We start from the raw sequence: 23905 nt of genomic DNA, 5'->3' as shown, positions 1-23905 counted from the left end.
TTAAAAAAGATAGACTTTATGGACAATATTCAAAAATTTTCGTTACCCGCCATCCATAAAGGAGAGATTCCCTTAGCTTTTATGAATAAAGGAATATCCAAGGACAAAGGTGTTATTTTGGCCGGGGATATTGGTGGCACCAAAACAAATTTGGCCCTTTTTCAAATTCAGGATGGCAACCTAGTTCCATTAAAGGAAAAATCATATCGCACTAAACAATACAAATCCTTTTTGGAAATGGTATCTGCCTTCCATACCATAGACATGCCCAAGATAAATGGTATATGTCTGGGTGTTGCCGGACCCGTAATCCAAGGCAAGGTAGATGGCACAAATTTTCCTTGGGCAATTGACAGTGAAGCAATTAGTAAGGAATTTAAAATAAGGGCTGTTTCATTGATCAACGATATGGAGGCCAATGCGTACGGATTGGCTGCCCTACAAGAAAAAGACTTTGAAACCCTTAAGTGCGGCACAAAAATACCTGGCAATGCAGCACTACTATCGCCAGGTACGGGACTGGGGGAAGCTGGAATGTTCTGGGATGGATCGCACTACCACCCCTTTGCCTGTGAGGGCGGCCATTGCGATTTTAGTCCTCGCAATGAAATGGACATAAGAATTCTACAGCACTTCCAAAAGAAATTTGGACATGTAAGCTGGGAAAGGTTGTTATCAGGTCCCGGAATCATGGATCTTTATGTGTTCCTAAGGCAAATAAGTGGTGTAAAGGAGCCTCAATGGCTGAGTGATCAAATGTCCAAGGGTAATCCTTCTGCAGTAATTACCGGGACGGCAATGGAAGGTAAGGATTCCGTTTGTTCCGAAACCCTGGATAACTTTATTCGTTTCCTGGCCATAGAAGCGGCACAGCTCGCTCTAAAATTCAAGGCTACAGGGGGTATTTATATAGGCGGGGGAATCTTGCCAAAAATAATAGCAGGTATTAATCGGGACGTTTTTTACAACAACTTTGTGCAGTCGGGGAGGTTAAACCCCGTTTTGAAAATGATACCGGTCAGGGTCATCCTAAATGAAAAAACGGCACTGTTGGGAGCCGCCTACTATGGTACTATGGCTTTGCAAAAAAGCTAAAGAATGTTGTTTTCCATCAAACATAAAAAGAATATGGCATAGCTATATATTTTCAATCCACATACTTTGTCCCATCCTAAAAACCAGCATCAAATACGCCTAAAAAAATAAGGTTTTATGGTTATGCTCATTAAAACTCATCAATATTACCTCGCCGTAATCCTCCATTTTTTTTACTAAATCACTATAGAACCATTTTTTTAGAAATCCTTTTTTTTCCCTTTCCAGCATCACTACCATATCCGCATTTACCACCCCTAAATAAATGCTGAGAGTGTCAAATATATCTTCAGAAAACAACAGTTCAAACTCTATTTCTGGATAATCCACCTTGGATTTTAGCATGTCCTTAAACCACTCCATTCGCAAATCTCCCGCGTATTCCCCACTGGTTGAAATATGTACTACCCTAATCTTTGCTTTTAAAGGCTTGGCTATTTGTGAAAGCTTTTCAATGGCATGTATATCTTCTTCTTCAAAATCTGTAGCATAGACCATGGTATCCAAATTTCTAGGCAATACATCTTTGGGAATGGCTATTATAGGACAAGGTGCTTTCTCTATTAACTTCTTGGTAGTACTACCCAAGATCAATTCCTCCAGACCATTATCTCCTTTGGTTCCCACCACGATGAGTTGGGCGTGATATTCTTCCGCTTTGTATATAATTCCTTTGATTACCGAACTGTTCTGTACTGGCTCCATTTGTATTTTGGGATTGTTCCACTTGTTCCCAAGGTGTTCTGTGCAGAATTTCTCCAACTCGTTACGATGAAATTTAAACGGATTTCCCTCATGGATAGGTGGGGCACCCTTTACCCCCACACCCAATACAGTAGGGGAAGTAAATGTATGGGTAATAACCAGTCGGGTACCCAAGTCCTGACCCAATTTATAGGCAAACTGCAAAGCAGAGACCGAGTTTTCGGAATAATCCGTGGCATAAAGCAATGTTTTCATTTTGTTATAATTGTAATCTATCAACACAACTTGCAAGAAACCAAATATTCCAATTGGGGTAAACCCCGTAATACTTGCCTATTTAAAGAAGTTAAATTGTTAATGGGATAAAGTTGTTAAGTTAAAATTAAGGTCAAGTGCTGTATCCATAAATGACTTCTATCATATATGGTACTATTTCTATACCCGAACTTCGCAACTTGAAAAAAAATCCTTATTATATAACTTCAAAGAATAATAGTAATTCATGAGCAAAGCCATATATCTTGCCACTACAGAGCCCAATAGCGGAAAATCTATCGTAACCTTGGGCATGATGCAGTTATTATTGGGAAAAACCGCCAAGGTGGGTTATTTCCGTCCAATTATCGATGACTTTGATAAAGGCAGGATTGATGACCACATAGACACTGTACTAAAGCATTTTGAAGTAGATCAAAAATTCGAGGATTCCTATGCCTATACCCGTAGCCAAGTGGTACAACTCAAAAACATGGACAAGGATGATGAAATTATTGGTAATATCATCAATAAGTACAAGGCCATTGAGGATAGGTTTGACATTGTTTTGGTGGAAGGAACGGATTTTTCGGGGGAGGGTGCCATTATTGAATGGGATATTAATGTACTTATCGCCAAAAATTTGGGAATTCCTGCAATCATCATAGCCAACGGTATGGGCAAGACCGTTCAAGAGTTGATCGGAAATGTCTATATGGCCTATGATTCCTTCAGGGAAAAGGGTGTTGAAGTACTACTTACCGTCGCCAACAAAGTTCCTCCAGTGAATTTGGACCAGGCAGTAGTCGGTCTCAAGACCAAACTACCCAAAAAAGTATTGATAGCCGCCATCCCTGTGAACCCAATTTTGGGAAATCCTACCGTAAAGGAAATTGCGCAGGCGCTTTCGGCCAAGGTTTTGTTCGGTGAAAATTTTATTAATAATCAGGCCGGGGAGTTTAGTGTGGGTGCCATGCAGCTCCGAAATTATCTTACCCATTTAAAAAAGGATAGTTTGGTCATAACACCAGGAGATAGGGCTGATATTATTCTAGGGGCATTACAGGCCAACATCTCTACCAATTATCCCAATCTCTCGGGTATTGTATTAACGGGGGGGCTTTTACCAGAGGGCTCCATTATAAAACTTATTGAGGGCCTTTCCGATATTATCCCCATAATCTCGGTTGCCGATGGTACTTTTTCAGTAACCAACCGTATTGGCACAATTAAACCTAGGATCTATCCGGAGAACAAAGAAAAAATATCGACCTCTATACACGAATTTGAAAAATATGTTCCCACAAGTGAATTGGCAGAGCGACTTATTACTTTCAAGGCTGAAGGAATTACCCCTAGAATGTTTCAGTACAATCTGCTTAAACGGGCAAAATCGGCCAAGAAGCATATTGTTCTCCCTGAAGGGAATGACGAACGCATTTTAAAGGCCACCAAAAAACTTTTGGACACCAATGCGGTTACTATTACATTGTTGGGAGATGCCGAACAAATAATAGCAAAAATTTCAGAATTGGATATTAATCTGGATACCAATAGCTTCAATATTATAGACCCCAAATCATCGCCCTATTTTATGGATTATGCTAGCACGCTGTACGAGCTTCGCAAGGAAAAGAATGTAAACTTGGCCATGGCAAAAGACCTAATGGAGGATGTTTCCTATTTTGGAACCATGATGGTCTACAAAGGCCATGCGGATGGAATGGTGTCCGGTGCGGCACATACTACTCAACATACCATTAGACCTGCTTTACAGTTTATCAAAACCAAACCGGAGGTCTCCATTGTTTCCTCTGTGTTCTTTATGTGTCTCCCCAATCGTGTCACTATATTCGGGGACTGTGCCATAAATCCAAACCCCACCGCTGAACAATTGGCCGAAATAGCCATTTCTTCGGCAGCTACCAGTTCGGCATTCGGTATTGAACCTAAAATTGCCATGCTATCCTATTCCTCCGGTGCTTCAGGAGTGGGAGAAGATGTGGATAGAGTGCGCAAAGCCACAGATATTATTAGAAAAAAACAGCCCAATTTAAAAGTAGAGGGTCCCATACAATACGATGCAGCAGTAGATATCAATGTAGGTAAGAGTAAATTACCGGATTCGGAAGTGGCAGGCCAAGCCAGTGTATTCATTTTTCCAGATCTAAATACTGGAAACAACACCTATAAGGCCGTCCAAAGGGAAACAGGTGCTCTGGCCATTGGTCCCATGCTACAAGGTCTTAATAAGCCAGTGAACGACCTAAGCCGCGGTTGTACTGTAGAGGATATCTATAATACTGTAGTCATTACTGCCATACAGGCACAAGGCATATAATACCAATACCAAAAAACCAAAAACATGAACATACTGATAATTAACGCAGGTAGTTCTTCCATTAAATACCAAGTAATTCAAATGCCTTCCGAGCTTTTAATCGGCAAGGGTCTAATAGAGCGAATCGGCTCCAAAAATGCAACTGTAAAATATAAAACCAATACCGTGGATATGGAGGAGGTTATGGTGATACCCGACCACAGTGCTGGATTCAAGAAAATGGCCACAATCCTGATGGATCCCGTCCTAGGTGTTATTGCAAATGTCAATGATATTGCCATAGTGGCCCATAGGGTAGTACATGGTGGCAACACCTTTTCCGATACTACGGTGATCACAGAGGAGGTAAAAGATAATATAGGGCAACTTGCCATATTGGCACCTTTACACAACCCACATAATTTGGGAGGAATATTATTGGCCGAAGAAGCCTTTCCCACTGCCAGACAAATTGCCGTTTTTGATACCGCTTTTCACCAGACCATGCCAGTGAAGGCCAAGAAATATGCCTTGCCCAATGAATTATATACAGATCACCGTATCCAAGCCTTTGGTTTTCATGGTACCAGTCATAAATATGTGTCCGAGAAGGCAACTTCCTTCTTAAGATTAAAATCTTCCAAAATGATTACGGTACATCTGGGCCATGGTTGTAGTATTACTGCTGTAAAGGATGGCAAAAGTGTTGATCATTCCATGGGTTTTACCCCTTCCAATGGACTTATCATGGGTTCTAGAAGTGGGGACATAGATCATTCCCTTATATTTTATTTGGTAAATAGTTTAGGCTATGGCCTAGAAGATGTCAATACCTTACTCTCCAAAAAAAGCGGCATGCTGGGACTAACGGGGCATACGGATCTTAGGGATATTGAAGCCAAAGCACAGGCCGGAAACCCGGAATGCCTATTGGCTTTGGAAATGAACGCATACCGTATTAAAAAGTATATAGGAGCCTATGCGGCTGCCATGAACGGATTGGATGCCCTAGTCTTTACCGCTGGCATTGGGGAAAATTCCAGCACGATCAGAAGCCTGGTATGCACCGACATGGAATATTTGGGCATTGCAATGGACCCTACCAAAAATGAATTAAAATCCTCGGACATCAGGGAAATTGGAAACGAAAATGCCCAAGTCAAAATATTGGTAGTCCCCACAAATGAAGAACTGGAAATAGCAAAACAGGCCTATGGACTATCCCGAAAACTATGATTTTCACATCATATCATAGATTTATAGCCACTTCTTGGAATTCACACTTGTTAAGACCTAGGCCTATTACTTTTTCGCTTTACATGTTCTAATTCCAAAAGGAAGGTAGAGCGGACAAAAGCCTATAAAACTGGTCAGGAAAAAGACAATGGCCAAAACCACCAGTACAATGCCCAACGTTCCGGAAATAACATCATTATAATAAAGAGCGATCAATGCCGCCGCTACCACAAAACGCAAGGTTCTGTCCAAATTACCCATATTTTTCCTCATAACTATTAATTTATATTATACAAATTGCAAGGCCCACTACCAAATGTCAATTCAATTGTTCAGGCATTGTATGTTTTTTATTTGCAAACATCAAACTACCACAAGTATATATTGACACTTCCTTGTTGGGTTCAGACCTTTTTTCGGTTTCCTCCATTTGATGTTCCAACAATGCAAAGTAAGTGGATATGTAAAATTCCACAAATGATATATGTCATTTGAGGGGTGGATACATTTAAATAATTTTGGAGTGTGCCACATTAATAATATTTAAATACAATTATCATGGAAAAAGAGATCATATATAATTCAAACCTGCATTTTGAACACGAAATATGGAGGAGGGAACTCTTCTTTTGGAAGGATGAACTCATCATTTTCAATAACAGGCTTAGCGAACTAGTTACTAGATGGACCAAAAAGGAGGTATTAAAGCAATTGGACCACTTTCAGAACGAATTTATACTACACGGTGGAGTAATTGAGGATTTATTGGAAGAAATAGAAATCCATGAAACCCGCATGGCCGGTCAAGATCTGGTATCGCATGACGCCATGGACACCGAATTGGTAAAAAAACATATAGAGTTCCGAAAAAAAATGGAGGTACAGGAAGAAATCTATGCGGATCTTAAAAAGGACTTCTTTCGTTTTTTGACCAAGTACCTCTAAATTATATGTTTGGTATAAAACTTCCACAGAAACAAAATCTTAAAAGGTACAATGCCCTATTCATGGTTCTTACCAAATATGGGTTTGAGGATATTATGGCCAACAGCCAAGCTAGAAAATTCATCCCCAAAAAATACCTTCTAAAACACCCTGATACAGAAAAGCGGTTATCAGGGTCTACATTTCAACGTATCCGTATGGTGCTTGAAGAATTGGGCCCATCCTATGTGAAAATGGGGCAAATTATGAGCAACCGGGACGATATGTTGCCTCCAGACCTGGTTAAGGAACTTGAAAAACTACAAGACCATGCTCCCACCCTACAGAATTTTGAAGTAGAAAAAGTTTTGTCACAGGAACTGAATATCAACTGCCCCCAATATTTCCTTTCCATTGACCCCAAACCATTGGCAGCGGCCTCTCTGGCCCAAGTACATAAGGCGCAACTACTGAATGGAGATTGGGTAGCCCTAAAAATTCAGCGTCCCAATATAGCGGAGGTCATTGCTTCGGATATTTCCATTATGAAGGAAGTTGCCGAGGCCCTGGAAAAATATAGTGCACAGGTAAAGGCCTTTCAGCCCGCAAAATTGGTAGAGTCCTTTGAAAAAAGTGTTAACGAAGAACTTAGTTTTCATAGGGAAATGGACAATATGGAACATTTCGCCAGAAACTTTATGGACAACAATGATATCTATGTCCCAAAATTATACCGGGAATTGAGCAATGACCATATTATTTGTATGGAATGGATAGACGGAATCAAGGTTTCCGAACTGGAAAAATTAAAAGCCAAAAATATTGATTCCAGTGCCGTAGCAAAAGTTGGGGTAGATCTATATCTGGAACAGGTATTGGAACATGGTTTTTTTCACGCCGACCCACATCCCGGAAATCTATTTGTATTGCCCGAAGTCCAAAAAATCTGCTTTATAGATTTTGGTATGATGGGTACCATTATGCCTAAAGACAAGGAGGCACTAATAGATCTGCTGCTATGTTTTTTAAAAAAAGATGTAAGGAAACTAATTCCGGTACTAAAAAAAATTGCCATAAGGTCCGAAATCCCGGATGAAAAAAAACTGGAGTATGATCTGTACGAATTGGTTGAAGGTATAAGCAATACCTCTATCCGTAACATTAAGTTGGGAATCACCTTGAAACAATTTAAAAATGTTCTTTACGAGAATAAAATTACGATACCACATTACTTATATATCCTTATAAGGGCTTTGGTAATAATAGAAGGCGTAGGTCTAAAATTGGACCCTGAATTCAACATAACGGATAACTTAGAACCCTATATGGCCAAGATTACCCGTAAAAGGTTTGGCCTAAAACGACTTTTTAAAAAGAACCTGAATAGATTTCAAGATTACAATGCCCTGTTGGACAAATTGCCGGACGACATTAATGAAATAGTGGATAAGATCAAAGATGGCAAATTGGTCATTGTACATGAACACAAAGGCTTGGACGAATTTAGAAAAACCTTAAAGACTGCTTTTAATCGTTTGGTATATGCTGTAATTATTGCTGCCCTATCCATAGGCTCCGCTCTTTTGGTAATGGCCGATATGCCTCCGAAGGTTAGTGGAATACCCGTATTGGGAGCAATAGGTTTTGGTCTGTCCGCCATTATTGGATTGGTTATTCTTATTTCAATCTACAGGAGTAAGAAGGATTAAACCTTCTACTGCTCTTTCCGAAGGTTGGGGAAGGAATGGATAAAACTTTAATTGATCATTTTATAAAAACAGTTCGGAATCATTATCTTTATTCCGAATTATTTTTTTAGATCGTGTCCTAAATAAAATCCATATAATGAGAATAATTTCCTGGAACGTCAACGGCATTAGGGCCATTGCCAAAAAAGATTTTTTTGAATCCGTTAACAAAATGGCACCTGATATTCTCTGTCTTCAAGAGACCAAGGCACAGGACCATGAGGTAGAGGAGACACTTTCGGCAATGGAACATTATATTATCCATTACAATTCGGCCGATAAGAAAGGTTATTCCGGCACTGCACTGCTAAGCAAAACAGCACCAATTGCCGTTACAAAAGATATGAAAATATCGGAGCACGATAGTGAAGGTAGAATACAATGTGCGGAGTATAATGATTTTTATTTGGTAAATGTCTACGTACCCAATTCCGGCCAGCAATTGGACCGTTTGGATTACCGTAAACAATGGGATGCGGATTTCCTAAACTACCTTAAAAACCTTGAAAAGACCAAACCCGTAATAGCTTGTGGGGATTTTAATGTGGCCCACAGGGCCATAGACCTTAAAAACGATAAAAGTAACTATAACAAAACAGCAGGATACACCCAAACTGAAATTGACGGAATGGACGCTTTTACCCAAGCAGGATTTGTGGATTCGTTTCGGTATTTTCATCCAGATACCGTAGCCTATACCTATTGGAGCTATCGTTTTAAGTCGCGGGAACGAAATACAGGCTGGCGCATAGATTATTTTTTGGTAAGCAAGTCTTTGGTAGACCGTATAAAGTCTGTTGACATCCTATCGGATTATTTTGGTTCCGACCATTGTCCCATCTCCTTGGAAATAGAATTCTAGACAGATCCGATTTGCCCTAAATATTCCTGCAGGACACTAACTTGAAAATCCCCTACGACCTGTAGATCGGCATCGGCATTCATAAGCACCAACCCAAAGGCCAAATGTGATAGCTTGCAATCGCTCACCACTTGTTCTTGAATTCCAGTGAATACCGGCCTAAAATGTTGATCTATATCCAGACCGGAAGATTTCCCTACAGCCATGGCCTTGACCACCGCCTCAGTAATTTGTGTGGGCGACAAACCATGTGCCAACAAATCGCTGGCCAGATGTTTCAACCGAAATCCATAGTAGAATTCCAAAAAATTGGCAATACTATCCATTGTTTTATTTTCCGAAGTGTAAATTGAAATTTCCATAACTTTCATATATATTTGAACGCTGTCATTTTGTTCATGGACAAAGATTATTGGACTCATTCCCCCTAAGGCACATCTGCAAACGTTATGGCTACAACTTCTTGGCGTACCCAAATACCATTTTTTTTAATTCCTTAAAGTCATTGGTAAACAAATCCATTTGTTCTTTAAGGACCGCATGTTTTCCCCTATAATCCTGATCGGATAAACCTTCCTCTCCTTTTACCAGTCTGGAAAGTAACCTTTCATGGTCTAGTATATCTGCTGCCAAATAATCAAATAGCGATGCGTGGATCTTGTCCAAGTATTGCAGCATTTGTCCATATTCCGAGGCATTCACCTGCTCATGATCCAACAAATCGCTGAAAAAATTAACTTCATCCTTCCAAAATGCTATGCTATTGGTCCATTCCTTACTTTCCTTGTGTAGCATATCCAATGCACTACCCAACAATATTTCTTTTTTCGGACTCGATAATTTGGCGCTCATAGATCTTTATTAAGTTATCCCTAGTTAGGACACATACCTACTTAAGAAACTTTTACGCAAGCTTTTCCTAGCTGCCTCCAAAATGGATTCTACCTCCTTAATGGTACTGTTGCGTATTTTAGCAATTTCGGCCACATCAAACTGATGTTCTGTAAAAAGCTCATACACCCTTCGCATGGGTACTGGTAACTGCCTTAATACCAATTCGGTGTGTTTCCTAATATTCTCATCTCCCAGTTCCTTGTCCAATTGGACTATGATTTTCTCATCCCCGTCTTCGACAAAAACATGATTCAGTACATAATCGTTCTTCGCATAGGAAATATCGTCCCATTCTTCTTTCATCACCAAATCACCATCCCCATCGGTAGAAAATTTCTCCTGCATTTCATCCCATTCGGGCTTGGAATAGTTATCCAAATTCTCTAAGAATAAGGAATCAAATTCCTCTTCAACAAGAATATCCCCCAATAACTCATCTACCTTTTTAAACATCCAAGGGTAAAGTTCCTTTTCATTTTCAATTTCATCAATATGATCATACATCTCTATAAAGAGTTGATCAATGAAATCATCTGCCCTATATTTGTTCCTATCAATTTTGCCACTGGCCAATGCCCTGTCAAGTTCCTTATTAACATACCGTTTCACTTTAGGTATCGCCTTTACCAAAAGATTATTGAATGATGAAAGATCCCCTTCCTTTTTGAGCCGTATCAAATCCTTGTACGTATTGGCTACAAATAAGTGAAACTCCCTATTGCCTTCATAAATATTTACTGATTCTTCCATGTTGAATTTATTTATATACTAAGTAACTTTCCTTCAAAAATGCAAACTTCAACGCTTATATAAAATGACTTATATCAGTTGTCCTTCTTCCTTCCGGTTTTTTAATAGGTCGGCCAAAGCCTTGCAAAACTTGAAACCTAATTTAAGTACCTATTTGGGAATAGGATATGATTTAAATCATTTCAAATCGATTTTGTTAGGGCTACATTTGATTATTATTCTAAAACATGTAGTAATCTAAAAATCAAAAATCATGACAAACAACGACGGGAATATTTTTTTGGCATTATTGACAGGGGCTGCCATAGGTGCAGGAATTGGAATTTTATATGCCCCGGACAAGGGTATTGAGACCAGACATAAATTAAAGCAAAAAGTTGGGGAAACCACCCATGATATATCTGATAGAATATCGCACGCCAAGGAAGAACTTACCAAAACTGCCAACGAGAAAAAAGATGCCTTCGACCGAAAATTGGATGAAGCCATTTCCACTATGAGCTACAAGGCAGATGATATTATTGCTTCTTTGGAGCGCAAATTGGAAGACTTAAAAAAGAAAAACGCACAACTTCAAAAATAAGGTAATATGGCCTTGGAAGAAATTAAGAGAGACCTTACAGAGGCGGAAGCCGATGTAAGGTCTTATCTAGAAAATAGCGAAGAGTATGCCAAGCTAAAAATATTTAAGGTGCTCATGGAGCTGGTGACCGTATTTGCACAAACCCTTTTAATTGGGGCTTTGGCCCTACTTGCCTTGGTTTTGTTGTCTTGGGCAGCATCAAACGCTCTTAACACAGTTATGGAAAGCACTTACCTTGGGTATTTAGTGGTTGGTATGGCCTATATTCTCATAGCTTTCATAAGTTATTATCTTAGGAATAAGCTCAATGGGCCATTATTACGTACATTTTCCAAACATTTTTTTGATTAAGACTATGGGGAAGCAATACAACTCTTTTAAAGAAATTGATGAAAGGCTAATAGTCTTGAAATTACAGCGCCAAATTGAAATTGAAAGCCTTAAACTTAATATTAATCAGGTTAAGGCAAATCTAAGACCATTGCAATTGGCAGGGAACCTGAAGGGAAGCATACAACAAATATTGTTGGTCTATGCCATTAGGAAACTCAAAGCCATTTTTAACCGAAGGTAGCTTCCACGATTCTGACCCTTTACACATTGGCAACTTTAAAAATCGGCTACTTCCCTAAGTCCTTTTTCATTTGTTATAGTAATCCTTCTTCCGTGGTCGGTGGCAATCAAACCTTCTTCCTTAAAGTCCGATAAGGTACGGATAGCGGTTTCTGTTGCCGTACCGATCAAACCTGCGAAATCTTCCCGTGGAATCCCTATGCCCCCGTTGGGTTTATCCAGTATTACCTGCTTATCATAAAGGTCCAATAGTGCCTTGGCTGCCCGTTTCCTTACCGAGGCATAAGCCATATCCACCAACTGTTCCTGTAAGTGCATTATATTATTGGATATCATACCTATAAATTTCTGAGAAACCACAGAGTTGCCATAAAGCAATTTAGTAAAATCTTTCCTGGGAATGGCACACAATTCGGCATCTTCCAACACAGTGGCATTTTCAACATACACTTTATTGGAATTCAACAAGGACAATTGCCCAATAAAATCGCCCGGGCCTAAAATACCCGTTACGAATTCCTTTCCAGATTCGGTGCTTTTATAGGTCTTCACACTACCGTATTCTATGAAATACAAGGAATGTGCATTATCGCCTTCCCAAAAAATAATCTCCTTTTTATGGTACTTCTTAAGGGGGTAATCCTTGGAAAGACTCTTCATATCCATGTATTGGGTAGCCTCATCCAGAAAATTATTAAGTCCCTCCATGTTTTTTGCAATCTCTTTTTTAAGAAAATCGCTCTTGCGCAAACGGGAGGCAATAGCCTCCAATAATTCCTTTTCCTCAAAAGGTTTGGTCAAATAATCGTCTGCCCCCAAATTCATTCCCAACCGCACCTCTGCCCTATCGGTTTTTGCCGTCAAAAATATAAAGGGTATACTTGAGGTTGCATTGTTTTTACCCAACAGTTCCAAGACTCCATAACCGTCCAATTCGGGCATCATAATGTCGCATATAATCACATCTGGCCTAAATATTTCAGCGCGTTCTACCCCTATTTTACCATTCTCGGCAGTAGTGACCTCGTAATTGGCCAATTCCAATATGTCTGCTGTATTTTCCCGCACATCCTTGTTATCCTCAATCAATAGAATTCTTTTCATATCCGTTTATATTTACGGGAAGTTCAATATTAAAGGTACTTCCAACACCCACTTCACTTTTAAAACTTATACTACCACCCAATAGTTCCGTATACTGTTTAACAATATGAAGCCCGAGACCCGTGCCCTGGAAGTTGGTGGCGTTTTCTGCACGAAAGAAGCGATTGAACAGGTTCTTTTGCTCCTCTTTGGGTATTCCAATGCCTTTATCCTTAATCTCTATAAATAGTATTTCTCCCTTAACCTCAATTTTTATGATGATTATTTGTTGCTCCTCCGAATACTTTATAGCATTGGAGAGAAGATTTATAAGGATATGATTCAATAATTTGGGGTCAAGAAAAACCGATATGGAAGGTTCGGGACACTTTAAGACAAAGTCTTGACCATCCTTTTTGTTTGGCTCCATTTCATCGAGCAACATTTTTATAAATTGAATCAATTCAAAAGACTGTGGTTTTACCTGTACCTTGCCTTCCTCCAACTTGCTCAAGGATAAGAAGTCGTTCAGAATAACAACTAGATCCTTTACATTGGTTCTAATCCGCGAGACATGTTTCAATCTCCTGTCCTCTTTCCCTGGCTCATTCTGTTTTCCTATTAGGATAGCAGAGGAAAGTATGGCACTTAGCGGGGTACGGAATTCATGTGAGGCCATCGAAATAAATCGGGATTTGAGCTCATTTAGTTCCTTTTCCGCTGTCAGTGTCCTTTCCAACTTATGTTGTACCTCTTTCTGCTCATTAACATTGTTGTAAACAAACAAGGCCCACATTATTTTTTTTTCATCGGAATAGAGCGGTGTCGAATTTACGGCATAGCATTGATCATGAAAATCCACTTCAAAAGAAATATTGCTTCCCCTTAATGTCTTTCGAATATCCGATTTTATTTTTTTGATCTGGCCTTTTGAAAAAACGGGGATGTCATCTAGGGGAATTCCTTCAAAATCCGCCTTTTTAACATTGATACGGTCCATCTCCTCCCCTTCCACATAAACCAATTCGTAATCGGAATTAAAGACCATAATGATTCCATTGGGGAAATTATGTGCTATGGCAGAAAACAATGCCTTGTTTAGCTTCGCCTTCTTTTCCGCCCTTTGGGTCTCCACCACCTGATCTTCCAGATCTAAACTGGTGGCTGCCAATTTCTGCACTGTAGTTTCTACCTCCCGTGTCCGTTCCTTTACTCTATCCTCCAATTGTTGGGCATATTCCTCTAATTTCCTTTTGTTTTGCTGAATTTCGGTAACATCGTTCTGAACCCCTATAAAATGTGTCAATTTTTGCTCTTTGTCATATAAGGGCGTAATGGCCAGATCATTCCAAAAAAGGGTTCCGTCCTTACGATAATTTCTGAGTACCACCCTACAGGGCTTACCACTTTGTATAGCCTTTGCCAAGTTTGCAATTTCGGGTTGGTGCCGATCCTTATTCTGTAAAAACCTACAATTTCTTCCTAGAATCTCATCACGGGCATACCCCGTTATTTTAGTAAAGGACTTATTGCTATAGATTATTGGCAGTTTTGGATTTTGGGCATCTACAATAATAATTCCGTTTCCAGCAAGTTCCAAGGCACTATTCCTTATATTTAAGGTGTTTTGTAATAACTTGGTTTCTGTGATATCCACACCAGAACTTACAACCCCAATAATTTGATCGTTTCCATCCCGTAAGATAGCATTTCGCCATTGTATAAGTCGCTCCCTACCATCTTTGGTCAACACATGGTTTTCATAAAAATCGGGGGGATCCACGTAATCCGCAAAACTAGTATCGAGAAGTGCCATTAGTCCCTTTCGTTCCCTTGGCGGAACGAAGCCGGTAAACCAGTTCTTGTGTAAAATTGCATCCCGATCATAACCTAAAACCTCACAGGTCTTTTTATTGACAAGCTCAATGGAATAATTCTTATTGATCACCAAAAACATGGAAGCTGAATTATCCAAATACTGACGTAGTAATTTTTTTTCCTTGTTAAGTGCAATTTCCATTTCCTTACGCTCCGTAATATCCTGCATAAAACCTTCCAAACTGTAGGCTATGCCTTGTTGGTCCAAAACACAGGAAACCTGTTCCCAGATCCATTTTATTTCTTTGTTGGCCGTAACAATCCTATAGGTGAGCTGATACGGTCTTTCCCCTACTATTGCCTTTTTTACCTTTGCCAAAACCCATGACCTATCCTCTGGGTGAATTATGGATTCCCAGGTATGTTCCAAGTTGGCATAAAATTGTTCAGGAGAATACCCACTAATGGAAAGGCAAGCTTCGTTAATAAAATCAAAATTCCAAGGTTTATCAATTTTGGAACGATATACTATTCCCGCTACATTGGAGATCAGGGTTCGAAACTTTCTATCGCTTTCAAATACGGAAACATTGGCCGGTTTACAATATATAACCTTTAAATTCTGTCCTTTAACTACAGTTGGCACTATCCTAAAATCGATATGAAATTTGATCCCATCCTTACCTAGACCGTAAAACTTTTTGGCCCCTTCAACAATACCATCCATTGGAACGGCAATAGTGTTGATCTCCCAATCTGGAACAATCCATTGAACATGCTTCCCCTTCAATTCGCCCCCATCATAGCCGAATATTCTTGCCGCCGACAGATTGGAGGTGAGAATGCATCCAAATTGGTCTACCACAATCAATCCAATAAAAGATGATTCAAAAATGGATTGAAAAAGATCGCTATTTGTTATTTTTTCGGTCATTGCCCCCTTTACTGATTTTTACTAATGGTCTTGACCAAACCAAAAAGGAAGAACGGTAGGAGTTTAGTTGAATATACCCCCTCTTAAGGCCTGTATCCTGGTTTTTTAGCACTCAGTTACACAAATGTATTGTTCACCTAATCCGAAAGAAATGATATCGGTCATAACCTGAGCCCAGATTCCCTTAACATGATAATAGTCATATCCATACTCCCAATTATGCAATAATTTTGAGATTAAATATAAAAGTACGATCAATGACTACAGGTTTGGTATTATCCGGGGGTGGAATCCGGGGCGTTGCCCATTTGGGAGCAATAAAAGCCTTGGAGGAATATGGTATTTACCCCTCGCATATAGCGGGAACAAGTGCAGGTGCCATTGTTGGTGCCCTATACGCTTCGGGCTGTACTTGGGAGCAAATGTTGGATTTTTTTAAGACTACGGAAATTTTTAGTCTTACCAATTATGCGATGGGAAAACCTGGTTTTCTGGACACAGAAAAATTCCATCGTCAATTAAAGGCCTACATACCGGTTGATACCTTTGAATCCTTGGAAAGGCAACTTTTTGTTACAGCCACTAACTTGCTCGATGGCACACTCCATATTTTTAGTCGAGGAGAACTTATAAAACCAGTATTGGCGTCTGCAGCGGTTCCTGGATTATTTGCTCCTGTACAAATTGAAAAAGGATATTACGTAGACGGTGGCACTTTAAACAATTTCCCTGTGGATCTAATTAAAAAGTATTGCGATCTTATCGTAGGTGTTTATGTAAACCCTTTCAGTCCTGTAAGCATTAAGGATCTGAACCACGTTAACAAAGTTTTGGAAAGGGCCTATCATGTAATGGTGGCCAATGAAACGACCAAGAAATTCAAGGATTGTGATTTATTGATTCGCCCGTCTAACATGGATAAATACAGTATGTTCTCCTTAAAAAACCTGGACATAATCTTAGAACTGGGATATATTGCCACCATAAACGCCTTAAAAAACAACCCCATTTCTTCGGAATTACTGTCGGAGGCAGAATTGGAAGCTATGAATGGCTTTTCTCTGGACACTGCGGTTAAAGGGAATCCAAAAGATTGATCCCCCACAAAAATCATCACTTGTTATCAAGATTTTTATACTAGGCTGAAATATACAAGGTAAAATATCTCTATAGGTATTTTGCTTCTTTACCCCTACTTATCACCACATGATGTAACCCAGCCAAATTATGGAATTCAAAAGCCTTCCTGTCCAATATACCCTGTGTGGACACGTTTAGGGTTAAGACAGGAAGGCAATTGCTAACCAAATAAATAACCAATAACTAACTAACCTATCTGTACCTTTTTAGGAGGCATTTTTTTTGTCGTTTCTTTTTTGGCAAGGTTAAAGCTCAGTATACCATCTTTGTAGGCAGCCTTAATTTCTTCCTGCTTTACATTCTCAGGTAATTGTAAGGAACGCTCAAAGGAATTATAGCTAAATTCCCTACGTGTAAATTTGTCCTCCTTTTCCTCCTTGGATTGTGATTTCTCGGCAGCAATATTTAGGCATCCATCATCAATGGTTACTTCAAAGTCCTTTTTTTGAAATCCCGGAGCGGCCAACTCGATTTCAAAATGGTCATCGGTTTCCTTAATATTCAAAGCTGGTTCCGATCTTTTCCCGTTCCAGAAACTATCGGGCAACATATCCCTTCCCCAAGCACGATTATCAAAAAAATCGTCCAAATCAAAAAAATCCTGGTTCACTAAATTTCCAAATGGTCTTCTTTTAAATTTTACAAGTGACATAATACTGTGTTTTTTAGGGTTATACATATATTATAGCCCTAAATTACTTTCAAGAACAATGTAAAAAAATGACATAGGTCAGTCTCTCTAAATTTATTTAAATTTATTTTTACAGTATCATTATCATTGAGCTCCAACAAGGCTGTTAATCCCTTTTCATTCATATGCGATTACTGTTTTCTTTAAGGTGAGCTGGCATAATTCACTAATCCAATTATATGATCAATCCAATCGATTTTGGCATCAAAGGGCTTACGGATGAGGAGGTAAAGAGCTCCGGGAAAAAGTACGGCAAAAATAGCCTCAGTTATAAAAAGGAAAATGGTTTCTTGGATGCCTTAAAAAGTATAGCTCAAGAACCAATGCTCATTTTATTGATGGTGGCTTCCTCCATCTACTTTATAACAGGAAATAATGGTGATGGTATATTTATGGTCGTCGCTATAATCCTGGTAGCTTCCATATCCCTCTACCAAGACTCCAAAAGTAGGATGGCCCTGGAAAAATTAAAGAATCTAACCCAACCCAATAGTCAGGTTATTAGGAACGGCCTGGTTGTAGAAATATCCAGTGATGAACTGGTTGTGGGCGACAGTCTCATGGTTGAGGAAGGCAACACCATTCCTGCGGATGGCACCATTGTACATTCCAACGATTTCTCCGTAAACGAATCCATACTTACTGGGGAATCGTTTTCTGTTTTTAAGGATGCTTCAAAATTGGACAATAAGATATTTGGTGGTACCACAGTTGCCAGTGGGTTGGCAATCGCCACCATTACAGATGTTGGCAACAGCACAAAATTGGGTAAAATTGGAAAAAGTCTTGAAAGTATTGAAGAAGAAAGGACACCTTTGGAACAACAGATTTCCAATTTCGTAAAGCATATGTCCATTTGGGGCGGTATAATCTTTCTCTTGGTCTGGGGAATCAATTATCTGCAAACACGGGAGATATTGGAAAGCTTGTTAAAGGCATTGACCTTGGCCATGAGTGTGCTGCCAGAAGAAATACCGGTGGCCTTTACCACCTTTATGGCCCTAGGCGCCTATAGGTTGATGAAAATGGGCATTGTTGTAAAACAAATGAAAACTGTGGAAACACTGGGAAGTGCCACCGTTATTTGTACGGACAAAACAGGTACCATAACCCAGAATAAAATGAAACTTGCAAAACTCTTCACCCTGGATACCGGAGAGATAGTTTCGGCCAATGCCCCTCTGAATACTTATCAAAAGGAGTTGGTCACCATAGCGATGTGGGCCAGTGAGCCAATACCTTTCGATCCTATGGAAAAGGCTTTGCATGAGGCCTATGGTAGCATTGCTTCTGTGGACCAGCGGCCCAATTATAAAATGATACATGAGTATCCCCTAAGCGGAAAACCTCCTATGATGACCCATCTGTTCGAAAATAGTGCAGGCAACCGTATCATTGCTGCCAAAGGGGCCCCGGAAGCTCTTTTGGAATCTTCCAACCTTACGGATGCCCAAAAAAAACAGATCACTGACGTATTGAACAATTTAGGGCAGGAAGGATACCGTATGTTAGGGGTGGGACAGGCCGATTTAAAAGGGTTCGACTTTCCTGAAAAACAACAGGATTTTCAATTTGAATTTAAGGGTTTAGTGGCCTTCTATGATCCTCCTAAGGAAAATATTCGCCAAGTACTTAAAGATTTTGACAAGGCTGGAATACAGGTAAAACTAGTTACAGGTGATAATCCCGCGACATCTATGGCCATTGCCAAACAAATTGATTTTCCCGGCTACGAAAAAAGCATGACCGGGGAAGAACTTATGAAATTACAGGATGGGGAACTACAACATAAGGTCATGGAAACCCAGATCTTTACACGTATGTTCCCAGAAGCCAAATTAAGAATTGTAAACGCCATAAAAGCCAATAAGGAAATAGTTGCCATGACGGGAGACGGTGTAAATGACGGACCCGCGCTAAAAGCCTCACATATTGGTATAGCCATGGGCAAAAAAGGAACCGAAATTGCAAAACAGGCCGCCTCCTTGATCTTGGTAGACGATGACCTTTCCAAAATGGTCGATGCCATTGCCATGGGCAGAAAAATTTATGGCAATTTAAAAAAGGCCATTCAGTATATCATATCCATCCATATCCCTATCATACTAACGGTATTTATCCCCCTGGCATTGGGATGGGCCTATCCCGCCATTTTTTCACCCTCCCATGTTATTTTATTGGAATTGATTATGGGACCCACCTGTTCCATCATTTATGAAAACGAGCCCATGGAAAAAAATACAATGATCCAAAAACCAAGGCCATTTACAACAACATTTTTTAATTTTAAGGAATTGATAACCAGTATCGTACAGGGATTGGTAATTACTATGGGTTCCTTATCGGTATACCAATACGCCGTTTATGAAGGATATAATGAATCGCTGACTAGAACGATGGTGTTTATGGTATTGATCTCATCCAATATATTCCTGACCTTGATAAACCGCTCTTTCCTCTACTCCATTTGGACCACTTTAAAATATAAGAACAACTTGGTCCCCTTGATTATTGGGATTACCTTGATCTTATCGGCACTACTACTCTATATGCCCCCATTTACAAGATTTTTTCAATTTGAAGCCTTAAGCGGTGGTCAACTGGGGATTTCTGTTGTTGTAGGCATTGTCTCTGTGCTATGGTATGAAATAGTGAAGATGGTAAAACGGGCCAAGGGAAAATTAAGATAGTGCTTTGGATCTCCAGAAAGAAGGTTGGCTATAGTTTCACCCCAAAAGCCAAATCCCCAGCATCCCCAATACCGGGAACAATATAGCCTTTACTATTTAACCGATTATCTATGGCTGCTATCCACAATTGGGTGTTCTTTGGAAAAACTGTCGTAATATGGTCTATTCCTGATTGGGAACCAATTACCGATATAATATGGATCTGCTTGGGCCTGCCATGGTCCCTTAAGGCATTTAAAACATTTTCCAAGGTTTTACCGGTGGCCAACATTGGATCAGTAAGTACCAAGGTTTTATTTTCCAAGGATGGAGCGGCAAAATAATTCACTATGACCTCAAAAGCATCCTCATCTCCACGGTGGTGTCTAAAAGCCGAAATAAAAGCATTTTCCGCATTGTCAAAATAATTTAACAAACCCTGGTGTAAAGGAAGTCCGGCGCGTAAAACGGAACAAAGCACCAGATCATCAATGGGAATGGACATATCTTTGGTTCCCAGAGGGGTTACAACTGTATGGTCCTTATAGTTCAGGGTTTTGCTTAGTTCGTAGGCCAGAATTTCCCCAATACGTTCAATGTTTCGCCTAAAGCGCATGCTATCGAGCTGTATCTTGGCATCCCTAATTTCCGAAACAAATTTATTAAGTAGTGAATTTCTTTCCCCTAAACCGTGTATGATCATGAATTATCTATTTTATTCCAAGATACAGATTTAAACAAAATAAACTCCCCAATATTGACCATGTCTATGGCACCTATTAACTTTGAATTCCGTGTAACGGGAAAAAAGCTCTTCTTTTCCTTTCCTACCAATTCCAATACTTTAAGGATTTCTGTAGACTCATCAACTGCCGTGAATGTTTTGTCCATTATATCCCTTACCAGAATTGAAGGGGTCTTGGCGTTCTTTATTATATCTTTCTGGGTTATTATTCCCAATATATCCTTGTCCTGGGCTACCACAAAATCCTTTTCCGTACTTGCCAGAAGAATATCTATAACCTCCTGCACATTATTATCCGGACGCAGTACCGTTATATTGGTCAATGTAGCTTCCTTTACCAGATGCCCTTGCAGCAGGGAGTTTTGCTTCACCATTTGGTTCTCTCCACGTGCCCCGAAGAAGATAAAAAAGGCAATCAGGATTAAAAAAGGGTTAACGAAAAATCCGAGTATAAAGAAAACAACGGCCAAGGCCTGGCCAATACTGGCTGCAATATTTGTTGCCTCCACTCGGCTCAATCTAAAGGCCAATAAGGCCCTAAGTACCCGACCACCATCCATCGGAAATGCAGGAATAAGATTAAACACTACCAACATTACATTGGCTATAAAAAGATAAAAAAGGAAATTCTGCAGGTTGGGGGCATAGAGCATCTCCTCCACCAAAATATTATCAAAATTAAAATAGCTCTTAACAGGAATTATTAGAGCCAATACAATGGCTATTACTACATTAACGGCTGGGCCCGCCAAGGCTACAAGCAGTTCCTGCCCAGGTTTTTCGGGCATTTTTTCCAAAGTGGCCACACCACCAATTGGCAGTAATATAATTCTTTGGGTCTTAATCCCAAATTTTCTGGCGGTCAGGGCATGACCCAGTTCATGGAGTACTACACAAGCCATTAACACCAAAATAAATCCTTGGTTAACTGCTACCCTTTCGAGGTTTCCGCTATTCCGAAACTCAATAAAACCAGCCCAAATCAATAATAAGGCAAATGTCCAATGTACCTCCAATCGGATACCTGCCACCTTTCCCAACTTTAAAAAACCCTTCATAATCAAAATTTTGATGAAGATATTTCTGTAAAGCGACTTAGACAATGACAATTATCATATGTGGGAATGCTGTTGTTGACCACGTCCTTATTTAGCCCATACCCAAACATCAAAAAGCTATAATTTACCGGTGGACTTGAGTATAAAATAGAAAAGTAACTGTTTAACTTAACATACCCCCATCCACTACATGGGTAGTACCTGTGATATACTTGCTCTCGTCCGAGGCCAAAAAAAGCGCCATAGCCGCAATCTCACTAGATTCTGCATATCGTTTTAAAGGTACCGCTGCTTCAAAGCCTTTCATAATATCATTGGGACTTTCAGGGGACATATCATTTTCCAGCCGTCTCATCATATTATTATTGACAGGACCCGGATGAATGGTATTCACGCGAATATTACGGTTGGCATTTTCTTTGGCCGCTACCCTCATTAAGCCTACTACGGCATGTTTACTGGCCACATAGGCCCCCAATCCGGAAAAACCCCTTAAGCCAGCCACGGAAGAAGTGATTATTACACTTCCACCTTGTTTCATTTTTGGAATTACATGCTTGCAACCTAGCCACACCCCCTTAAGATTGACCCCGATTACCTTATCAAAAATCTCCTCCGGATATTCGGCAATTGGTTTGGAAGTACCTTCAATCCCTGCATTGGCAAAAAATATATCTATCCTCCCATGACGCTCAAGGATTGTCTCTACAAACTTTTCGTTGTCCAGCGCTTTTGAAACATCGGCAACACAAATAGACAAATTCTCGTCATCTACGGCCAGGGTTGCCTTTTCCAAAACTTCCCTATCGATATCCACAATTACAACCTTGGCACCTTCCTGTAAAAACAATTTAGCCGTGGCCAATCCAATTCCTCCAGCACCACCCGTAATAACGGCAACTTTATCCTTTAATCTTAACATAATCAATTATTTAAAGTTATTTTCCTCACTTCCCAACCTTCATCCTGGGAGTATACCCCGACCAAACCTTTCGATAATTGTTTTACCCCTACCGAAGGCCTCCTGTACCTTTTTTTGGTCATTTGGATATTGTTCCTTCTATTGAAGAACTCCACAATTTCCCCTGAAGTATCCAGCATAACATCGTGAAACTTAAATTCGTAAATATCTAGATTAAATTCATTTTTTCCCTTCATGGATTTCTCAAAAAGAACCCCTGTGGTAAAACCATTATCAAAGGGGTAAACATTTAGCAGCTGGGGTTCCAGTACTACATTTCCCTTGGTATCGATAAATCCGTAAACGGGCACACCATCCTCCACCATTTTGGTGATCAGACACCTTCCTTCATTAAACATGGGATATTGGACCCCTGAAATATCCTTTTTTGTGGTATCTGCATCACGGTTCCAATAAATGTCGCTGCGAAAATTAATGACCATTTGACCTTCTTCGTTAATAAACCCCCATTGATCCCCTTGTCGAACAGCCGCGAGTCCTTCACTAAATGGAGCTATTTCATCAATATTTTTAATGGTTTGGGAATGGAATACATTGGGAAGCATTAACATTACAAATACTGTTATTATAATTTTTTTCATGGCTTTGAATTTTATTTCCACTAAAGTAGTATATGAAAATTCAGTATAAAATGACCAATGTCAGTAATCCGAAAATAACTTTTACCAGCTCGGTCCCCCGCCCTTTTTAAAGGTTTTATAAAGTGCATACAAAGCATAAAGGAATGTTGTGCCCTACCGGTCCAAGTATCCTCAAAATGTTTTAATTAAAATTGGGGTTAGTGACCAATGTCATTTTAAATGGTTCGGCTACTGTTTATTTTTGTTTCGGTAGATCAAA

Annotated in this window: 23 protein-coding genes; 11 read left to right on the top strand and 12 right to left on the bottom strand. The window is 39.8% G+C overall.

Annotation, left to right across the window (positions count from 1 at the left end; all coding sequences use genetic code 11):
- Positions 1-18: 18 nt before the first annotated feature.
- On the top strand, positions 19-1095 hold the full coding sequence (gene glk / locus C7972_RS13965; RefSeq protein ID WP_110356797.1) for a glucokinase: 1077 nt from the start codon (positions 19-21) through the stop codon (positions 1093-1095).
- 99 nt (positions 1096-1194) lie between these two features.
- Here glk and C7972_RS13960 read toward each other — a convergent pair whose 3' ends face one another.
- On the bottom strand, positions 1195-2055 hold the full coding sequence (locus C7972_RS13960; RefSeq protein WP_110356796.1) for a universal stress protein: 861 nt from the start codon (positions 2053-2055) through the stop codon (positions 1195-1197).
- Positions 2056-2302: 247 nt separating this feature from the next.
- Here C7972_RS13960 and pta point away from each other — a divergent pair, with 247 nt between their 5' ends.
- On the top strand, positions 2303-4396 hold the full coding sequence (gene pta / locus C7972_RS13955) for a phosphate acetyltransferase (RefSeq protein ID WP_110356795.1): 2094 nt from the start codon (positions 2303-2305) through the stop codon (positions 4394-4396).
- Between the two features lie 24 nt (positions 4397-4420).
- A complete protein-coding gene (locus C7972_RS13950; protein ID WP_110356794.1) occupies positions 4421-5611 on the top strand; it encodes an acetate/propionate family kinase in 1191 nt (396 codons plus the stop codon).
- 66 nt (positions 5612-5677) lie between these two features.
- Here C7972_RS13950 and C7972_RS13945 read toward each other — a convergent pair whose 3' ends face one another.
- Positions 5678-5884, bottom strand: a complete 207-nt coding sequence (locus C7972_RS13945) for a DUF2892 domain-containing protein (protein WP_110356793.1) — start codon at positions 5882-5884, stop codon at positions 5678-5680.
- A gap of 285 nt (positions 5885-6169) precedes the next feature.
- On the opposite strand from C7972_RS13945, the gene C7972_RS13940 reads away from it, so the two are divergent.
- From C7972_RS13940 to C7972_RS13930, 3 genes are all read left to right on the top strand, one after another.
- Positions 6170-6556, top strand: coding sequence for a hypothetical protein (locus C7972_RS13940; protein ID WP_110356792.1), 387 nt, complete (start codon positions 6170-6172; stop codon positions 6554-6556).
- Positions 6557-6561: 5 nt separating this feature from the next.
- Positions 6562-8244: an AarF/ABC1/UbiB kinase family protein gene (locus tag C7972_RS13935; RefSeq protein ID WP_110356791.1), complete on the top strand. Its 1683-nt coding sequence runs from the start codon at positions 6562-6564 to the stop codon at positions 8242-8244.
- Positions 8245-8380: 136 nt separating this feature from the next.
- Positions 8381-9145, top strand: a complete 765-nt coding sequence (locus tag C7972_RS13930) for an exodeoxyribonuclease III (RefSeq protein WP_110356790.1) — start codon at positions 8381-8383, stop codon at positions 9143-9145.
- On the opposite strand, the gene C7972_RS13925 is transcribed toward C7972_RS13930, so the two are convergent.
- From C7972_RS13925 to C7972_RS13915, 3 genes are all read right to left on the bottom strand, one after another.
- Complete coding sequence (locus C7972_RS13925; RefSeq protein ID WP_146216327.1) at positions 9142-9507, bottom strand: hypothetical protein; 366 nt, start codon at positions 9505-9507, stop codon at positions 9142-9144. The genes C7972_RS13930 and C7972_RS13925 overlap by 4 nt on opposite strands.
- A 91-nt stretch (positions 9508-9598) precedes the next feature.
- Positions 9599-9997, bottom strand: coding sequence for a hypothetical protein (locus tag C7972_RS13920; protein WP_110356788.1), 399 nt, complete (start codon positions 9995-9997; stop codon positions 9599-9601).
- Positions 9998-10021: 24 nt separating this feature from the next.
- Positions 10022-10789 (bottom strand): RNA polymerase sigma factor, encoded by a 768-nt coding sequence (locus tag C7972_RS13915; RefSeq protein ID WP_110356787.1) that lies wholly within the window; start codon positions 10787-10789, stop codon positions 10022-10024.
- Positions 10790-11042: 253 nt separating this feature from the next.
- Between C7972_RS13915 and C7972_RS13910 the strand changes: the two genes are divergently transcribed.
- From C7972_RS13910 to C7972_RS13900, 3 genes are read left to right on the top strand one after another with little or no spacing between them, the layout of a single operon-like run.
- A complete protein-coding gene (locus C7972_RS13910) occupies positions 11043-11372 on the top strand; it encodes a YtxH domain-containing protein (RefSeq protein WP_110356786.1) in 330 nt (109 codons plus the stop codon).
- Positions 11373-11378: 6 nt separating this feature from the next.
- A complete protein-coding gene (locus C7972_RS13905) occupies positions 11379-11723 on the top strand; it encodes a hypothetical protein (protein ID WP_110356785.1) in 345 nt (114 codons plus the stop codon).
- A gap of 4 nt (positions 11724-11727) precedes the next feature.
- Positions 11728-11946 (top strand): DUF6327 family protein, encoded by a 219-nt coding sequence (locus C7972_RS13900; RefSeq protein ID WP_110356784.1) that lies wholly within the window; start codon positions 11728-11730, stop codon positions 11944-11946.
- 35 nt (positions 11947-11981) lie between these two features.
- Here the strand turns inward: C7972_RS13900 and C7972_RS13895 are convergent, their stop codons facing one another.
- On the bottom strand, positions 11982-13049 hold the full coding sequence (locus tag C7972_RS13895) for a response regulator (RefSeq protein WP_110356783.1): 1068 nt from the start codon (positions 13047-13049) through the stop codon (positions 11982-11984).
- A complete protein-coding gene (locus C7972_RS13890; protein ID WP_110356782.1) occupies positions 13027-15780 on the bottom strand; it encodes a PAS domain S-box protein in 2754 nt (917 codons plus the stop codon). The genes C7972_RS13895 and C7972_RS13890 overlap by 23 nt, the downstream gene beginning before the upstream one ends.
- A 257-nt stretch (positions 15781-16037) precedes the next feature.
- Here C7972_RS13890 and C7972_RS13885 point away from each other — a divergent pair, with 257 nt between their 5' ends.
- Positions 16038-16877: a patatin-like phospholipase family protein gene (locus C7972_RS13885; protein ID WP_110356781.1), complete on the top strand. Its 840-nt coding sequence runs from the start codon at positions 16038-16040 to the stop codon at positions 16875-16877.
- A gap of 230 nt (positions 16878-17107) precedes the next feature.
- Here the strand turns inward: C7972_RS13885 and C7972_RS13880 are convergent, their stop codons facing one another.
- Entirely contained in the window at positions 17108-17572 is a 465-nt protein-coding gene (locus C7972_RS13880; RefSeq protein ID WP_110356912.1) for an Hsp20/alpha crystallin family protein, read from the bottom strand.
- A 218-nt stretch (positions 17573-17790) separates the two neighbouring features.
- On the opposite strand from C7972_RS13880, the gene C7972_RS13875 reads away from it, so the two are divergent.
- Positions 17791-20301 carry a cation-translocating P-type ATPase gene (locus C7972_RS13875; RefSeq protein WP_110356780.1) on the top strand — a complete coding sequence of 837 codons (2511 nt, stop codon included), beginning with the start codon at positions 17791-17793 and terminating at the stop codon, positions 20299-20301.
- A 28-nt stretch (positions 20302-20329) separates the two neighbouring features.
- Here the strand turns inward: C7972_RS13875 and upp are convergent, their stop codons facing one another.
- The 4 genes from upp to C7972_RS13855 form a co-directional block, all read right to left on the bottom strand.
- A complete protein-coding gene (gene upp / locus C7972_RS13870) occupies positions 20330-20983 on the bottom strand; it encodes a uracil phosphoribosyltransferase (protein ID WP_110356779.1) in 654 nt (217 codons plus the stop codon).
- Positions 20980-22083 (bottom strand): site-2 protease family protein, encoded by a 1104-nt coding sequence (locus C7972_RS13865; RefSeq protein ID WP_110356778.1) that lies wholly within the window; start codon positions 22081-22083, stop codon positions 20980-20982. Before C7972_RS13865 ends, upp begins: the two co-directional genes overlap by 4 nt.
- Before the next feature lie 163 nt (positions 22084-22246).
- Positions 22247-23005: an SDR family NAD(P)-dependent oxidoreductase gene (locus C7972_RS13860; RefSeq protein ID WP_110356777.1), complete on the bottom strand. Its 759-nt coding sequence runs from the start codon at positions 23003-23005 to the stop codon at positions 22247-22249.
- Positions 23006-23007: 2 nt separating this feature from the next.
- Positions 23008-23646 carry a WG repeat-containing protein gene (locus C7972_RS13855; RefSeq protein ID WP_146216326.1) on the bottom strand — a complete coding sequence of 213 codons (639 nt, stop codon included), beginning with the start codon at positions 23644-23646 and terminating at the stop codon, positions 23008-23010.
- Positions 23647-23905: the final 259 nt, after the last annotated feature.

It is taken from the genome of Arenibacter sp. ARW7G5Y1, assembly GCF_003201775.1.
In the GTDB taxonomy this organism is placed as follows: domain Bacteria; phylum Bacteroidota; class Bacteroidia; order Flavobacteriales; family Flavobacteriaceae; genus Arenibacter.
The sequence above is the reverse complement of the archived record's forward strand: the minus strand, read 5'-3'. Positions and strand labels throughout refer to the sequence as shown.

Bases quoted from the DNA above. Each gene is read 5' to 3' on its own strand.
- C7972_RS13950 (WP_110356794.1), top strand. From the start codon at position 4,421: ATGAACATACTGATAATTAACGCAGGTAGTTCTTCCATTAAATACCAA.
- C7972_RS13905 (WP_110356785.1), top strand. From the start codon at position 11,379: ATGGCCTTGGAAGAAATTAAGAGAGACCTTACAGAGGCGGAAGCCGAT.
- C7972_RS13865 (WP_110356778.1), bottom strand. From the start codon at position 22,083: ATGAAGGGTTTTTTAAAGTTGGGAAAGGTGGCAGGTATCCGATTGGAG.
- C7972_RS13890 (WP_110356782.1), bottom strand. From the start codon at position 15,780: ATGACCGAAAAAATAACAAATAGCGATCTTTTTCAATCCATTTTTGAA.
- C7972_RS13855 (WP_146216326.1), bottom strand. From the start codon at position 23,646: ATGAAAAAAATTATAATAACAGTATTTGTAATGTTAATGCTTCCCAAT.
- C7972_RS13935 (WP_110356791.1), top strand. From the start codon at position 6,562: ATGTTTGGTATAAAACTTCCACAGAAACAAAATCTTAAAAGGTACAAT.
- C7972_RS13915 (WP_110356787.1), bottom strand. From the start codon at position 10,789: ATGGAAGAATCAGTAAATATTTATGAAGGCAATAGGGAGTTTCACTTA.
- C7972_RS13875 (WP_110356780.1), top strand. From the start codon at position 17,791: ATGATCAATCCAATCGATTTTGGCATCAAAGGGCTTACGGATGAGGAG.
- C7972_RS13940 (WP_110356792.1), top strand. From the start codon at position 6,170: ATGGAAAAAGAGATCATATATAATTCAAACCTGCATTTTGAACACGAA.
- C7972_RS13860 (WP_110356777.1), bottom strand. From the start codon at position 23,005: ATGTTAAGATTAAAGGATAAAGTTGCCGTTATTACGGGTGGTGCTGGA.
- C7972_RS13900 (WP_110356784.1), top strand. From the start codon at position 11,728: ATGGGGAAGCAATACAACTCTTTTAAAGAAATTGATGAAAGGCTAATA.
- glk (WP_110356797.1), top strand. From the start codon at position 19: ATGGACAATATTCAAAAATTTTCGTTACCCGCCATCCATAAAGGAGAG.
- C7972_RS13920 (WP_110356788.1), bottom strand. From the start codon at position 9,997: ATGAGCGCCAAATTATCGAGTCCGAAAAAAGAAATATTGTTGGGTAGT.
- pta (WP_110356795.1), top strand. From the start codon at position 2,303: ATGAGCAAAGCCATATATCTTGCCACTACAGAGCCCAATAGCGGAAAA.
- C7972_RS13910 (WP_110356786.1), top strand. From the start codon at position 11,043: ATGACAAACAACGACGGGAATATTTTTTTGGCATTATTGACAGGGGCT.
- C7972_RS13930 (WP_110356790.1), top strand. From the start codon at position 8,381: ATGAGAATAATTTCCTGGAACGTCAACGGCATTAGGGCCATTGCCAAA.
- C7972_RS13895 (WP_110356783.1), bottom strand. From the start codon at position 13,049: ATGAAAAGAATTCTATTGATTGAGGATAACAAGGATGTGCGGGAAAAT.
- C7972_RS13885 (WP_110356781.1), top strand. From the start codon at position 16,038: ATGACTACAGGTTTGGTATTATCCGGGGGTGGAATCCGGGGCGTTGCC.
- upp (WP_110356779.1), bottom strand. From the start codon at position 20,983: ATGATCATACACGGTTTAGGGGAAAGAAATTCACTACTTAATAAATTT.
- C7972_RS13880 (WP_110356912.1), bottom strand. From the start codon at position 17,572: ATGTCACTTGTAAAATTTAAAAGAAGACCATTTGGAAATTTAGTGAAC.
- C7972_RS13960 (WP_110356796.1), bottom strand. From the start codon at position 2,055: ATGAAAACATTGCTTTATGCCACGGATTATTCCGAAAACTCGGTCTCT.
- C7972_RS13925 (WP_146216327.1), bottom strand. From the start codon at position 9,507: ATGGAAATTTCAATTTACACTTCGGAAAATAAAACAATGGATAGTATT.
- C7972_RS13945 (WP_110356793.1), bottom strand. From the start codon at position 5,884: ATGAGGAAAAATATGGGTAATTTGGACAGAACCTTGCGTTTTGTGGTA.